The following is a 13,697-nucleotide window of genomic DNA, read 5'->3' on the forward strand; positions in this document are numbered from 1 at the left end:
TAGTTACACTAAGGAACCACCATGACACATACCGCAGAATTCCTCGTCTTTGGCGCCACCGGGCAGCAAGGTGGCGCAGTGGCCCGAGCGTTACGGCGGGCCGGACGTCAAGTCCGCGCTTTCGTACGGAATCCGCATAGCGAAGTGGCCAGAGCGCTGACGACAGAAGGAATCACGCTCGCCATCGGCGACTTGTTCGACCTCGCATCCATTGACCGTGCAATGTCGGGTATCCAGGGCGTATTTAGCGTTCAGACCAGTTCTCCGGCAGGCGAGATAAGCGACGAGCAGGAGGTTATGCAGGGAAAAGCCATTGCCGATAGCGCCCTGGCGGCTGGTATCCGCCATCTCGTCTATTCTTCGTCCGGGGCGGCTGGAAAAGCCCCAACCGGCATGGGGCACTTTGACAGTAAATCGACAATTGAAGATTACCTTCGCGCCTTGCCGCTCTCCACGACCATCACGCGCCCGGCAAGCTTTATGGAAATGATGCTGCTGCCCGGCATGGGACTAAACAGCGGCCATTTTTTCTTCTTCATGCAACGCCATCAGGCGATGCAGATGATTGCGCTGCAAGACCTGGGGCGCATTAATGCCCAGATTCTTTGTAATCCTGAACGTTATCGGGGGCAGACTCTGGAACTGGCCAGCCAGGCGTTGACCGGTGAAGACTTGCAGCGTGCTTTCTCAGATGCCGCCGGTCATCCTGTTCATTATCACCGCTTTCCTGACGAGCTGTTAGCGCAGAACACTTTTCTTCGCCAGCTCACGGCGTTGGTAGACAATGGCATTGTCGCAGGCTCGGCGGATATACCGGCGCTTGAACAGGAGTTCGGTATGATGATGACGCTGGAACAATGGTTGGCAGGGCCAGCAAGGCAGAGCTTTAACGCGGCGCTTAACGCCCCACAGGCCAATCTTGTCCTGCGATAGGTCGATAGCCGGAGCTGCCCGCCTCCGGCTGTTTTCTCCTTGTACGTCTGTGGCACAAAATTATCCGCCATAACGCGCTCGGGCCTCAGCACCACCTTTCCTTAGCGGTTGCTGATCATCTGCCCGGTGTTATCCACCCCTTTTTCGTCGTCTTCTTTGATGAATGCCTGGTCATAAGGCTCTACGTTTTTACGCAGTAACGCCTGAACCCAAATCCCCACATCAACCTTAAAGCGACGCCTCGGCCAGTAATGCAGCCTGTACCGCAGGACGGGCATTGATCATTTCCCTGTACGCCAATAGCCCAGGCCAGCGATCCAGTGGGATTGAGAAGAATTTACACCAGCCCAGCACAGTGAAGAGGTAGGCATCAGCCACGCTGAAAGTGGGGCCAGTCAGATAGATTTTTTCGTTGAGAGTCGCCTGAAGAAAATCGAACTGTCGGAACAGCTTCTCACGAAAAATCGCTCTGACCTCTTCGGGCAGCGCGGGGTTGAACAACGGTGCCGAGCCAGCGTGTATTTCACTGGTGATAAAGTTAAGCCATTCCTGCAGACGCACCCGAGCCCAGCTGTCCGCGCGCGGCGCCAGGCCGTATTCTGGTTTTAGGTCGGCGAGGTACTGCACGATGGCCGGACCCTCAGTGAGTATCTGCCCATCATCGAGTTCAAGGGCGGCGACATACCCTTTAGGGTTAATGGCGCGGAAGTCGCGACCATCAGCGGTGATCTTGCTTCTGTTGTTGACTCTAACCAGTTCAAACTCAAGTTGCAGTTCGCGCAGCACGATGTGCGGCGATAACGAACAGGTATCCGGGGCGTAATAGAGTTTCATTTTGTCTCCGTGAAAGGTGAAAAGCCGTCGGGGGAGGTCCTGAATCCACTGTATTTGACGCGGAATGCGCTGTAAAATTAATGATAAAGAAACTAACTATTAGCTGAGCTACTGACAATCATGATGAATCTTTTACATTGGCGCTTACTGGTGGCCGTGGCGGATGCCGGCAACATCTCGCGTGCCGCAGAGGAGATAGGAATGACTCAGTCCGGCGCCAGCCAGGCCATCGCCCAGCTAGAGGCTGCACTGGGATTTCCGGTATTTACGCGTGAGCGACGATATATCGGGGTGACCGCGCTGGGCGGGCAGGTTGTTGAACACGCAAGAAACATGCTTTCGCAGCTGAATGCCATCCGCGAACTGGCCGATGAGAGCCGGGGTTTAAATCGCGGGCGCATTCGCCTGGCCAGCTTTCCATCAGTGACGTCCACCTTGTTGCCTGGCCTGCTGCGCGACTTTAAGCGTCTGCATCCGGGTATTGAGGTCGTCATCCTGGAAGGCTCGGACGAGGAGGTCGAGGAGTGGCTGGCCGCAGATACCGTTGAGCTGGGGGTGGTCATGAATCCCGACCCCGGGCGCGCAGACGTTGTATTAGGGCAGGATGCATGGGTAGCGGTACTGCCAGCCGCTCATCGGCTGGCACACCATGCCAGGACCTATGGCATAACGCTAAAGGCGCTGGCAGACCAGCCCTTTATTCTGGCGACAGGCGGATGCGTCGTTAATGGAAAAAGCCTGATGGAAAATGCGGGTCTGCAACTTTCTGATATCCGCGTGACGGTACGTGACTGGATTAGCGCCTGTAAGCTGGTTGCGGAAGGGATGGGCGTCGCCCTTGTACCCGAATCAGCCCTGCCGGAGGCGTTGCGTAATCTGTGCGTGGTACCCGTGACGCCTGCCATACACCGTGAGTTTCGGCTGGTTTGTTCGTCATCCGGGACGTCTTCCGGCGCAACGCAGGCGCTACTTAACGCGCTACGTAAACGAGGATGAGCGGGCTCGCGGCGAACCGGAGCGTCAGCGATAAGCGACAAACTGGCTTATTGTTTATATCGGCGCTGGCTGGAGGCAGGGTGGCGAAGGAGGGCAGCTTCGGGGCGTACTGGACGGCGCACCAGCTCGCCCCCGCAGTTCGGGCACCATCCTTGAAGCCGCTGGGTCACGCAGTCAATGCAGAAGGTGCATTCGAATGAACAGATGTACGCATCCGCTGATTCTGGCGGCAAATCGTTATCACAGCATTCACAATTAGGGCGAAGTTCAAGCATGATGATCTCAGTGATTAAAGGGGCATCATGAAAAATAGCGCGTGTTATCTGCCCGGCCCGCATTCGCGCCGCTGCGCTTCACGTGCAAGATTTCAACGTTTATGGCGATCCCGCGACTAATACCTTCAACCCCACAGGAGCATACCCGGACATTGGCTATAACGTGGGCGCAATGGCTTAGTCAATCAAAATGAAATGATGACTCGCTTATCCTCCAAACGCGCATTTCACTTAATCAGCAGGGGATACGCCGCTGAAGCCGCTGTCTGGTAAATCTATAATCACCAGGGTGCCAAAGCTGCCGCCTTCCACCGTATGAGGAATGCCCGCTTTGGCTATATAAAGCTGGCCGGGCGCGACGGAGATTTTTTTCTCCTGTACGCTCAGTTCCAGACGACCGTCAATAACCAGTAATCCCTCGTCATATTCATGCACCTCCTCAGCGACTGAGTGGGCATCCATGCGCAGGACTTTGAGATTCGTTGCCCCAACGCGGCCCAGGATCCGGGAGTGCCAGGACTCCGGCAATGCCTGCGCTTCGGTTTTGAGATCGTAAAGCGACATAAAGCCATTCTCATTGATAATCGTTGCAGGCTTTTATGCCATATAAGTTTATCGTCGACTTCTAACATATATGGCAAAAGAAGTTGAAAAACAGGCTATACCGCTCCTACTGCCCGCTGCATGTGCATTGGTCGCGGATAAATAAAAACGGCCCCATCGCTGAGGCCGTGATGTGGTTACTGTTTCTTCTCGCCCAGCGTCGGCGTCTCGTCAAAGAAGTTCCACGGCTTCAGCAGCGCATGCGCCCACTCGGTAGGCATAATCGGCCACTCCTCGGCGCGGGCCACGTGGGTGGTGCCGGTGGTGATCCACACCACGTCATCATGGTTGTCCAGCGACTCGTCATCTTTCGCGTACTGGCCGAGGCCGGTGTCGTGAATCGAACGGTTAGGGTACTTGCCTTCCGGGAAGCGCTCGGTGGGATGGTAGCGGGTGACCCACAGCTGTTTATCCATAAAGCTCAAACGATGGTAAATCCACTCATCAGGGGCGAATTTCGCCCCGGTGGCGACCGGATGCGTGCCGCCCGCGTAGGGGATAATCTGATACGACACTGGGTTACCCATCCGGTTTTCTTTGGTGGTATTGCTCAGCAGACGAATGGTGCCTGGGTCAAATTTCTGCGCCGCTTTCTGCTCGCTAGCAATAGTGTACTGATTGATCTGCATGGTGCTGGTGCGCGGGCCGCCGGCGGTATTCGGCTTCACTTCCGGGTCCATGGCCACCAGCGTGTTGTTCTCGCCGTCGACGTCAAGATCGAGGCGGAAGTTGTAGATATGCTGGTGGGTGGTGCCGACAATATTATGGTCGATCAGCGTGCCGTAGCGGGTATCCTCTTTGGCGCTCGGGTCGTGCATGGTCTTCGCCTGTACGCCTTTGACCGCTTCGATGCCGGTCGCCCCGGCATCAATGCCGATGGTGCCGTTTTCGTGGAATACCCAGTCAAAGATGTAGTCGTAGTTGCCGACGGTGCTGATCCAGCGCACCACCAGCTCGCGGCGCTCGGTGCTGACGTTCGGTTTGCCCATCTCCAGGTGCTTATACTCCGGCCCGGCGTAGCGTTCGAAGATGGCGATCGCGCGCGGGATAGTGGTTGGCGTGCCGGTATAGTCGGCGATGGTTTCATCCAGCAGCACCGCGTTGGACGGCGCGTCTTTCCCGCGGACGATAGGCGAGGTCAGGGTGCCCATGCCGTAGTCGCCGGAATCCAGATAGGCTTTAAAATACCAGCCCACGTCCGGGTCGCCGTAGGGGACGATCATCCCGCCGAGCGATCCTTCATACATCACCTGGCGCTTTTTACCGTTGTCGTTCCAGGTCACGGTAGACAAAATCGGCCCGACGCGGGAGTTCATCCGCAGATGGAAATCCCAGTTACGCCAGTGGATCATATCGCCGGTGATGGTGTAGTTTTTGCCCTCTGGCTCAATGATCTCCAGCGGTTTCACCGTTGGCGCAACGCGGTCGCGGCCGTCATAGGGGCGGGCCGCCATCGGCACCGGGATCGTCGGCCCCTCTTCGATTTTGATGATCTTCTTCTGCTCGAGGTCGACCACCGCCACCAGGTTTTCAATCGGGTGCGCCCAGTAGTTCCCGTCGCCAACGTCAAGATAGCTCACTACTTTGAGCAGCCGCGCGTCCTGCTTGAGGCCATCTTTACCGTCGAAGTAGCCGACGGTCAGCGGGGTGGTAATCACCTTGCTCGGGTCGTCGATGCCGTGTTTTTTCAACACTTCGGCAAACTCGCTGCTGGCGTTGATGATGTTCTGCACGCTGGCGAAATCATCCAGCAGTACCATGCCGTGGGCGTCTTTAATCGGCGTCCATGAAAGGACCTTTTTATTCTGTAAATCCACCACCGCCTCAATAACGTGCTTGCCGTCGAGCATGATCACGTCGGCGGTGCGCGGGGCGTTGACCGGCGTGCCGTTGAGGGCAAAATCCCACACCGCTTTTTTATCCGGCTCGCGCAGGGAGATCTCGGTGAATCGGGTATTGGGCTTGAAATCCGCCGCGGCTTTAACGATGGCGACCGCTGCGCTGATTTCCGCCGCTGACAGCGAGTTCAGCGGGTGAGGGCGTTTTTCCACCTGGAAAGTCTGGTCAAGACCGGACTGAAACACGTCGTTGATAAAGGTATCAGAAACCCACGCTTTGCCGTCTTTCATCACTACCGGCACCTGCAGCTCCAGGGTTTTTCCATTGACGATGGCCGTTTTCGCCCCCGGTTTTACCTTCACGTAAGCGCCGTCTTTAATCAGGGTAAACATCTGCGCGTAGTCATCCCACTGAACGTCCGCGCCAAAATCCTGCAGGGTTTTATCCATCGGGACCATATGGGCTTCGCCGCCGTGGGCGAAAGCCGGGCTTTGCCAGGCGCAAAACAGGGCGACAGCCAACGCCAGAGCCGTCTTGCGGGGGGAAAGAATCGCCATTGAGACCTCACCTTATTGTTGTGTTGTGCAGTGCCGCTGCGAATGTCGGCTTGTGTATCCTTAACCTAACAGCGCTCAGCGCCCAGGCGTTTGCCTGCTTTTGCCAGGTTGTTTGTCAGTTTTGCCAGTTATAAAAAATGCCTCCGCAGAGGCATGAAGATGGCGATAAAGATGGGCGAATTTCTAACATTTACTCCGCAAAATCCCCCTGTTGGCGGGCCACCAGAGTCAGGATGGAGTAGAGCGCTACCGCCTGCTGGTGCTGGTTAAAAATCTCTACCGCCCACTCGACGACGCCGGTCGCTTTCTCCTCCGCGCTGCGCTGGTGTTTCACCGTTTTGCGCTTGCAGGTCAGGCGTACCTGGATGGTATCGCCCGGCTTCACCGGCTCGATAAAGCGCAGATTTTCCATCCCGTAGTTGGCGATCACCGGACCGACTCCGGCGTCAACAAACAGCCCGGCAGCGGCGGAAATCAGGAAATAGCCGTGCACCACGCGCTCGCCGAAAATCGACTCCGCGGCGGCAATCTTATCCATATGGGCGTAGAAGTGATCGCCGCTCAGGCAGGCGAAGTTGACGATATCCGCCTCGGTCAGCGTGCGGCGCGGAGTCAGCAGGCTGTCGCCCGGTTGGATCTCTTCGAAATATTTACGGAACGGGTGAATGCGGTCTTCCACCACCTCCGCGCCGCGTACCCACTGCTGACCAATTGCCGCGAGCATCGTCGGGCTGCCCTGAATCGCGGTGCGCTGCATATAGTGCTTCACCGCCCGCAGGCCGCCCAGCTCTTCGCCGCCGCCGGCGCGCCCCGGGCCGCCGTGAACTAGCTGCGGCAGCGGGGAGCCGTGGCCGGTCGATTCTGCGGAAGAGGCTTCGTTCAGTATCTGAATACGCCCGTGGGTGCGGGCGGCGCCGAGAATAAACGCCCGCGCCAGTTCGCCGCTAGCGGTCACCAGGGTACCGGCCAGGCTACCTTCACCGGCCCGCGCCAGGCTCATGGCGTGCTCAATATTCTGATAGGGCATCAAGGTTGCGACGGGACCAAACGCTTCAATGGCGTGTACCGCCGGGGTTTCATCCGGCTGCGGGCAGAACAGCAGCGTTGGCGGGAAGAAGGCCCCGGCGGCGCGGAGATCGGCCTGGCCCCCCAGCAGCACGTCGCATCCGGCGGCTACCAGACGGTTGACATTATCCTGTACGTCCTGACGCTGCTCGTAGTTCACCAGCGCGCCCATTTTTACGCCTTCCTGCGCCGGGTCGCCGACCACCACGTTTTGCAGACGCGCAATCAGCGCATCGCTCACCGCTTTCACCTGCGCTTGCGGCACGATAATCCGCCGGATGGCGGTACATTTTTGCCCGGCTTTCGCCGTCATCTCTCGTACCACTTCGCGAATGAACAGCGCGAACTCCGGCTGCTCAGGCGTGACGTCGTCACCGAGCACGCAGCAGTTCAGCGAATCCGCTTCCATGGTGAAGGGAATGGACTTTGCGACCAGGTTGGGGTGCACCCGCAACTGCTGTCCGGTACGAGCCGAGCCGGTAAAGGTGACGACATCCTGGCTATCGAGATGGTCGAGCAGATCGCCCGCGCCGCCGCAGATCAGGCTGATTGCGCCCTCCGGCACCAGCCCGCTGTCGACAATCATTTTGACCATCGCCTGCGTCAGCTGCGCGGTGGCGGTAGCCGGTTTGATGATGGCGGGCATGCCGGCAAGCCAGGTTGGCGCCAGTTTTTCTAGCATGCCCCAGCAGGGAAAGTTAAAGGCGTTGATATGCACCGCCACGCCGGACTTCGAGGTCAGAACGTGGCGGGCGGCGAAGCCTCCCTGTTTTGACAGCGGGATCAGCTCATCTTCGGGCCACAGGGTATCGTCCGGCAGTTCGCGGCTGCCGAGACCGGCGTAGGTGAAAAGGGTGCCAATGCCCCCTTCGATATCCACCCAGCTATCGCTGCGGGTGGCGCCGGTTTCGGCGGAGATGGCGTACAGCGCCGCCTTCTGTTCCAGCAGATGTCTGGCGACCGCTTTGAGCATCGCGCTGCGCTCAATAAAGGTCATCGCCTGTAGCGCTTTGCCGCCGCGCTCAATCGCGAAGCGCCGCGCCTGCGCCATATCCAGACCCGCGCTGGTGACTTCCCAGAGCGCGTCGCCGCTGATGGCATGATGGATGGTGCGCGCGTGGCCCCGGCCGGTCTGCCACGTGCCGGACAAGTAGCTGGCTAACTGCTGCATGGTTCATCTCCAGATGTGTTACGTGAAATATCTATAGATAGTTCTTTGATGAATCATAAAAATCAAGTTCCAATTTAATAATTTATTAACAATGCGATCGCTATCGATCTGCGCGATTTACTTAATTTGTTGTTATTAATGCATTTTACAAAAGCTTTTGCGGTGGGTGTCACAGAAAAGGCAAACAAAATTTGTGGTTTTATTTAACCTGAATGTAACTTTTATAAAACAAAGTGATTCATAAATTAATTTAAACCGAATTTGTTGGAATCATAAAGGTGATGACGTGACAGAAGAACAACGCTTTGAGCAGCGCATTGCACAGGAGACGGCCATCGAACCGCTGGACTGGATGCCGGAAGCCTACCGCAAAACGCTGATCCGCCAGATAGGCCAGCACGCGCACTCGGAAATTGTCGGCATGCTGCCGGAAGGCAACTGGATCGCTCGCGCGCCGACCCTTAGGCGCAAAGCGATTCTGCTGGCGAAAGTGCAGGATGAAGCCGGGCATGGTCTGTACCTCTACAGCGCGGCGGAAACCCTCGGCTGCGCCCGCGAAGACCTGTATCAGAAAATGCTCGACGGCAAGATGAAGTACTCCTCCATTTTCAACTACCCGACCCTGAGCTGGGCGGATATCGGCGTGATCGGCTGGCTGGTGGACGGCGCGGCCATCGTCAATCAGGTGGCGCTGTGCCGGACCTCCTACGGACCCTACGCCCGGGCCATGGTCAAGATCTGCAAAGAGGAGAGCTTTCACCAGCGTCAGGGGTTTGAAGCCTGCATGGCGCTGGCGCAGGGCAGCGACGCGCAGCGGCAGATGCTGCAGGACGCCATCAACCGCTTCTGGTGGCCGGCGCTGATGATGTTCGGTCCAAACGACGATAACTCGCCAAACAGCGCCCGCAGCATGGCGTGGAAAATCAAGCTCCACTCGAACGACGAACTGCGCCAGCGCTTTGTTGATAACACCATTCCGCAGGTGGAGATCCTCGGCATGACCGTGCCGGACCCGGATCTGCGGCTGGATGAAACCACCGGCCACTACCGCTTTGGCGCCATCGACTGGCAGGAATTTAACGAGGCGATCGCCGGGCGCGGGATCTGCAACCACGAACGCCTGGCCGCTAAACGCAAGGCATGGGAAGAGGGCGCGTGGGTGCGGGAAGCCGCGCTGGCGCACGCGCAAAAACAACGGGCCCGCGACGCCGCGTAAGGAGAAGGAAGATGAGCAAAAACGACTGGCCGTTATATGAAGTGTTCGTTCGCAGCAAGCAGGGGCTGTCGCACCGCCACGTCGGCAGCCTGCACGCCGCCGATGATCAGATGGCGCTGGAAAACGCCCGCGATGCCTATACCCGCCGCAGCGAAGGCTGCTCAATCTGGGTGGTGAAGGCCCGCGAAATTGTCGCCTCGCAGCCTGAAGAGCGCGGTGAATTTTTCGATCCGGCGGAGAGCAAAATCTACCGCCATCCGACCTTCTACACCGTGCCCGACGGCATGGAACATATGTGAGGCGGCGATGAACAACGACAACCCCGTTGCAGCTTATGCCCTGCGCCTCGGCGATAACGGCCTGGTGCTGGCCCAGCGTCTGGGCGAGTGGTGCGGCCACGCGCCGGAGCTGGAGATCGATCTGGCGCTGGCCAATATCGGCCTCGACCTGCTGGGGCAGGCGCGCAATTTTCTTAGCTACGCCGCCGAACTGGCCGGCAGCGGCGATGAAGACACTCTGGCCTTTGGCCGCGACGAACGCCAGTTTTGCAATTTACTGCTGGCGGAGCAGCCAAACGGCAACTTTGCCGACACTCTTGCTCGCCAGTTTTTTATCGATGTCTGGCACGTGGCGCTCTATGGCCGCCTGGTCAACAGCCGCGATACGCAGCTTGCCGCCATCGCCGCCAAGGCGCTGAAAGAGGTGCGCTACCATCAGCGCTTTAGCCGCGGCTGGCTGGAACGCCTCGGCAACGGCACGGCGCTTTCCGCGCAGAGAATGCAGGACGCGGTCGAGAACCTGTGGCGCTTTACCGGCGAGCTGTTCCAGGCCGATGCGCTGGAGATTGAGCTAAGCGCGCAGGGCATCGCCGTCGACCCGCGCGAGTTGCAGGCTGAATGGCAGGCGACGGTCCGCGCCGCGCTGAGCGATGCCGGTTTGCAGATCCCCGAGGAAGCGCCGTTTCGCCACGGCGGCAAGCAGGGGCTGCATAGCGAGCATCTCGGGCCGCTGCTGGCGGAGATGCAGTATTTACAGCGCGCCTATCCCGGTCAGCGTTGGTAGCAGGAGGGGATTATGCAACGTCTGGTTGATATCGCTCCTCCGGAGATCCACGCGGTGTGGGGCGTGTTAAGCGCGATTCCCGACCCGGAAGTCCCGGTGCTGACCATTACCGACCTCGGCATGGTGCGCAGCGTGGAGCGCCGCGGCGAGGGGTGGGTCATTGGCTTCACGCCAACCTACTCCGGCTGCCCGGCCACCGAACATCTGCTGGGGGAGATCCGCGCGGTGATGACGGCAAACGGCTTCGCGCCGGTGCATATCGTGCTGCAGCTTGACCCGCCGTGGACCACCGACTGGATGGGGCCTGAGGCCCGCGAACGTCTGCGCCAGTACGGCATCAGTCCGCCGCAGGATCATGCCTGCCATGCCCATATGCCAGACGAGGTGGTGTGCCCGCGCTGCGGTAGCCGCCACACCTCGCTAATTAGTGAATTCGGTTCCACGGCCTGCAAAGCGCTGTATCGCTGCGACAGCTGCCGGGAACCCTTTGATTACTTTAAATGTATTTGAGGTTGCGATGACGACATTTCATTCGCTTACCGTGGCGAAAGTGGAATCGGAAACCCGCGACGCGGTCACCATCACCTTTGCCATACCCGACGCGCTGCGCGACGCCTATGCCTTTCGTCCGGGCCAGCATCTGACGCTGAAGGCCCGCCTCGGCGGCGAAGAGCTTAGGCGCTGCTACTCCATTTGCCGCAGCCGCGCGCCGGGTGAAATCAGCGTGGCGGTTAAAGCTATCGACGGCGGGCGCTTCTCGCGCTATGCCCAGAGCGACATTCAACCGGGGATGGCGCTGGAGGTGATGGTGCCGCAGGGCCACTTTGGCTACCAGCCGCAGGCCGGGCGTCGGGCCGACTACCTGGCGATTGCCGCCGGCTCCGGGATTACGCCGATGATGGCGATCGTTGACGCCACACTCGCCAGCGAAACCGACAGCCGCTTCACGCTGATTTACGGCAACCGCAGCAGCCACAGCATGATGTTCCGCCAGGCGCTGGCCGACCTGAAAGACCGCTATCCGCAGCGCCTGCAGGTGGTGCATCTGTTCAGCCAGGAGGCGATGGACAGCGACCTGCTGCAGGGGCGCATCGATGGCGACAAGCTGCGCGAACTGGCCAGCCATCTGCTGGACTTCAGCCGCTTTGACCATGCCTTTATTTGCGGCCCGGCTGCGATGATGGATGAAGCGGAAATGACCCTGCGCGAGCTGGGCGTCCCGGCGAAAGCCATCCATCTGGAACGTTTCAATACGCCGGGCAGCGGCGCCAGGCGGGCTGCCGGCGTCCAGGCGGAGGGCCGCTCGGTCACGATTCGTCAGGATGGCCGCGACCGCACCATAGCCCTGAGCGCCGAGGACGACAGCATTCTTGACGCCGCGCTACGCCAGGGGGCGGACCTGCCGTTTGCCTGCAAGGGCGGCGTCTGCGCCACCTGTAAATGCAAAGTGCTGCGCGGCGAGGTGGCGATGGCCGCGAACTACAGCCTTGAAGCCGACGAGGTGGCGGCAGGCTACGTGCTGAGCTGCCAGGCGCTCCCCACCAGCGGCGATGTGATCGTCGACTTCGACGCGCGGGGGATGGCATGAGTGAACTGTTTATTGCCCGCCACGCGCGCGTACTGCAGCTGACGCTCAATCGCCCGCAGGCGCGCAACGCGCTCAATAACGCGCTGCTGATGCAGATCGCCGATGTGCTCGACGCGGCGGCGCTGGACCCGACGGTTGGCGTCTGCGTCATCAGCGCTAACGAACGCTTCTTTGCCGCAGGGGCCGACCTGAACGAAATGGCGGAAAACGATCTGCCCGCCACGCTCGATGATATTCGCCCGCGGCTGTGGGCGCGTATCGACGCCTTCAGCAAACCGCTGATCGCTTCGGTTAACGGCTATGCCCTCGGCGCCGGATGCGAGCTGGCGCTGATCTGCGATCTGATTGTCGCCGGCGATAACGCCCGCTTCGGCCTGCCGGAAATCACCCTCGGCATGATGCCGGGCGCGGGCGGCACCCAGCGTCTGATCCGCAGCGTCGGTAAGGCGCTGGCCAGCCGGATGGTCTTGAGCGGCGAAAGCATCGATGCCCATCAGGCGCTGCGGGCGGGGCTGGTGAGCGAGGTGTATCCGCCAGCGCTTACCGATGAATACGCGCTTAGCCTGGCGGCAACCGTGGCTCGCCACTCGCCGCTGGCGCTGCGCGCGGCTAAACAGTCCTTGCGGCTGTCGCAGGAGGTGAGTCTGCAGGCCGGGCTTCAGCAGGAGCGTCAGCTGTTTACCTTACTGAGCGCGACCGAAGATCGCCGCGAAGGTATTGACGCCTTTTTACATAAACGTACTGCGGAATTTAAAGGACGCTAATCGTGGAAGCTTTCATTCTCAGCGAAGTGGAACAGGGCGTGATGACGATTACCCTTAATCGCCCGGACCGCCTGAACAGTTTTAACGACCTGATGCACCAGCAGCTGGCGGCGTGCCTGAAGCAGGCGGAACGTGATGACGATGTGCGCTGTTTACTGCTGACCGGCGCCGGGCGCGGCTTTTGCGCCGGGCAGGATTTAAATGACCGCAACGTCGACCCCAGCGGTCCTGCGCCGGATCTCGGCCTGTCGGTTGAGCGTTTCTATAACCCGCTGGTGCGCCGTCTGGCGGCGCTGCCGAAACCAGTGATTTGCGCGGTAAACGGCGTCGCGGCGGGAGCGGGGGCCACGCTGGCGCTGGGCTGCGATATCGTTCTGGCGGCGCGTTCGGCGAAGTTCGTCATGGCGTTCAGCAAGCTCGGCCTGGTGCCTGACTGCGGCGGCAGCTGGTTTCTGCCGCGGGTGGCGGGTCGAGCGAGGGCGATGGGGCTGGCGCTGCTGGGCGATAGCCTGAGCGCAGAGCAGGCCGCGCAGTGGGGGATGATCTGGCAGGTGGTGGACGATGCCGAGCTGAAAGATACCGGCCTGGCGCTGGCGCGGCACCTGGCCGCCCAGCCGACCTATGGCCTCGGTCTGATTAAGAAGGCGCTTCAGCTTGCGGAAACCCAGACCCTGGATCAGCAGCTCGATCTTGAGCGCGATTATCAGCGCCTGGCCGGACGCAGCGCCGACTATCGCGAAGGCGTCAGCGCCTTCCTCGCGAAGCGTCCACCTCAATTCAGCGGGAAATAGCCG

14 protein-coding genes are annotated in these 13,697 nt (G+C 59.7%); 9 read left to right on the plus strand and 5 right to left on the minus strand.

Annotated features, from left to right (window positions below; all coding sequences use genetic code 11):
* The first annotated feature begins 21 nt into the window (after positions 1–21).
* Positions 22–933 (plus strand): NmrA/HSCARG family protein, encoded by a 912-nt coding sequence (locus KOSB73_RS15200; protein ID WP_004139051.1) that lies wholly within the window; start codon positions 22–24, stop codon positions 931–933.
* A 228-nt stretch (positions 934–1,161) separates the two neighbouring features.
* On the opposite strand, the gene gstA is transcribed toward KOSB73_RS15200, so the two are convergent.
* Positions 1,162–1,767 carry a glutathione transferase GstA gene (gene gstA, locus KOSB73_RS15205; protein ID WP_024358312.1) on the minus strand — a complete coding sequence of 202 codons (606 nt, stop codon included), beginning with the start codon at positions 1,765–1,767 and terminating at the stop codon, positions 1,162–1,164.
* A gap of 120 nt (positions 1,768–1,887) precedes the next feature.
* Between gstA and KOSB73_RS15210 the strand changes: the two genes are divergently transcribed.
* Positions 1,888–2,763, plus strand: coding sequence for a LysR family transcriptional regulator (locus tag KOSB73_RS15210; protein ID WP_098140643.1), 876 nt, complete (start codon positions 1,888–1,890; stop codon positions 2,761–2,763).
* Positions 2,764–2,810: 47 nt separating this feature from the next.
* Here KOSB73_RS15210 and KOSB73_RS15215 read toward each other — a convergent pair whose 3' ends face one another.
* The 4 genes from KOSB73_RS15215 to paaZ all read right to left on the minus strand — a co-directional run bounded on the left by KOSB73_RS15215 (position 2,811) and on the right by paaZ (position 8,273).
* Positions 2,811–3,038: a DUF1272 domain-containing protein gene (locus KOSB73_RS15215; RefSeq protein WP_071830717.1), complete on the minus strand. Its 228-nt coding sequence runs from the start codon at positions 3,036–3,038 to the stop codon at positions 2,811–2,813.
* Positions 3,039–3,269: 231 nt separating this feature from the next.
* Positions 3,270–3,602 (minus strand): cupin domain-containing protein, encoded by a 333-nt coding sequence (locus KOSB73_RS15220; protein WP_004139027.1) that lies wholly within the window; start codon positions 3,600–3,602, stop codon positions 3,270–3,272.
* Positions 3,603–3,778: 176 nt separating this feature from the next.
* Positions 3,779–6,037, minus strand: coding sequence for a primary-amine oxidase (gene tynA, locus KOSB73_RS15225; protein WP_064342583.1), 2,259 nt, complete (start codon positions 6,035–6,037; stop codon positions 3,779–3,781).
* Between the two features lie 190 nt (positions 6,038–6,227).
* Entirely contained in the window at positions 6,228–8,273 is a 2,046-nt protein-coding gene (paaZ, locus tag KOSB73_RS15230) for a phenylacetic acid degradation bifunctional protein PaaZ (protein WP_098140644.1), read from the minus strand.
* Between the two features lie 286 nt (positions 8,274–8,559).
* On the opposite strand from paaZ, the gene paaA reads away from it, so the two are divergent.
* From paaA to paaG, 7 genes are read left to right on the plus strand one after another with little or no spacing between them, the layout of a single operon-like run.
* Positions 8,560–9,489, plus strand: coding sequence for a 1,2-phenylacetyl-CoA epoxidase subunit PaaA (gene paaA, locus KOSB73_RS15235; protein WP_098140645.1), 930 nt, complete (start codon positions 8,560–8,562; stop codon positions 9,487–9,489).
* Between the two features lie 11 nt (positions 9,490–9,500).
* Positions 9,501–9,788, plus strand: a complete 288-nt coding sequence (gene paaB, locus KOSB73_RS15240; RefSeq protein WP_024358308.1) for a 1,2-phenylacetyl-CoA epoxidase subunit PaaB — start codon at positions 9,501–9,503, stop codon at positions 9,786–9,788.
* A gap of 7 nt (positions 9,789–9,795) precedes the next feature.
* Positions 9,796–10,551 (plus strand): 1,2-phenylacetyl-CoA epoxidase subunit PaaC, encoded by a 756-nt coding sequence (paaC, locus tag KOSB73_RS15245; RefSeq protein ID WP_098140646.1) that lies wholly within the window; start codon positions 9,796–9,798, stop codon positions 10,549–10,551.
* A gap of 12 nt (positions 10,552–10,563) precedes the next feature.
* A complete protein-coding gene (gene paaD, locus KOSB73_RS15250; protein WP_024358306.1) occupies positions 10,564–11,061 on the plus strand; it encodes a 1,2-phenylacetyl-CoA epoxidase subunit PaaD in 498 nt (165 codons plus the stop codon).
* Between the two features lie 7 nt (positions 11,062–11,068).
* Positions 11,069–12,139: a 1,2-phenylacetyl-CoA epoxidase subunit PaaE gene (paaE, locus tag KOSB73_RS15255; protein WP_098140647.1), complete on the plus strand. Its 1,071-nt coding sequence runs from the start codon at positions 11,069–11,071 to the stop codon at positions 12,137–12,139.
* Positions 12,136–12,903, plus strand: coding sequence for a 2,3-dehydroadipyl-CoA hydratase PaaF (gene paaF / locus KOSB73_RS15260; protein ID WP_024358304.1), 768 nt, complete (start codon positions 12,136–12,138; stop codon positions 12,901–12,903). Before paaE ends, paaF begins: the two co-directional genes overlap by 4 nt.
* Positions 12,904–12,905: 2 nt before the next feature.
* Complete coding sequence (gene paaG / locus KOSB73_RS15265; protein ID WP_004139014.1) at positions 12,906–13,694, plus strand: 2-(1,2-epoxy-1,2-dihydrophenyl)acetyl-CoA isomerase PaaG; 789 nt, start codon at positions 12,906–12,908, stop codon at positions 13,692–13,694.
* Positions 13,695–13,697: the final 3 nt, after the last annotated feature.

It is taken from the genome of Klebsiella grimontii, assembly GCF_900200035.1.
GTDB classification, from domain to species: Bacteria; Pseudomonadota; Gammaproteobacteria; order Enterobacterales; family Enterobacteriaceae; genus Klebsiella; species Klebsiella grimontii.

Bases quoted from the DNA above. Each gene is read 5' to 3' on its own strand.
- KOSB73_RS15200 (WP_004139051.1), top strand. From the start codon at position 22: ATGACACATACCGCAGAATTCCTCGTCTTTGGCGCCACCGGGCAGCAA.
- gstA (WP_024358312.1), bottom strand. From the start codon at position 1,767: ATGAAACTCTATTACGCCCCGGATACCTGTTCGTTATCGCCGCACATC.
- KOSB73_RS15210 (WP_098140643.1), top strand. From the start codon at position 1,888: ATGATGAATCTTTTACATTGGCGCTTACTGGTGGCCGTGGCGGATGCC.
- KOSB73_RS15215 (WP_071830717.1), bottom strand. From the start codon at position 3,038: ATGCTTGAACTTCGCCCTAATTGTGAATGCTGTGATAACGATTTGCCG.
- KOSB73_RS15220 (WP_004139027.1), bottom strand. From the start codon at position 3,602: ATGTCGCTTTACGATCTCAAAACCGAAGCGCAGGCATTGCCGGAGTCC.
- tynA (WP_064342583.1), bottom strand. From the start codon at position 6,037: ATGGCGATTCTTTCCCCCCGCAAGACGGCTCTGGCGTTGGCTGTCGCC.
- paaZ (WP_098140644.1), bottom strand. From the start codon at position 8,273: ATGCAGCAGTTAGCCAGCTACTTGTCCGGCACGTGGCAGACCGGCCGG.
- paaB (WP_024358308.1), top strand. From the start codon at position 9,501: ATGAGCAAAAACGACTGGCCGTTATATGAAGTGTTCGTTCGCAGCAAG.
- paaC (WP_098140646.1), top strand. From the start codon at position 9,796: ATGAACAACGACAACCCCGTTGCAGCTTATGCCCTGCGCCTCGGCGAT.
- paaD (WP_024358306.1), top strand. From the start codon at position 10,564: ATGCAACGTCTGGTTGATATCGCTCCTCCGGAGATCCACGCGGTGTGG.
- paaE (WP_098140647.1), top strand. From the start codon at position 11,069: ATGACGACATTTCATTCGCTTACCGTGGCGAAAGTGGAATCGGAAACC.
- paaF (WP_024358304.1), top strand. From the start codon at position 12,136: ATGAGTGAACTGTTTATTGCCCGCCACGCGCGCGTACTGCAGCTGACG.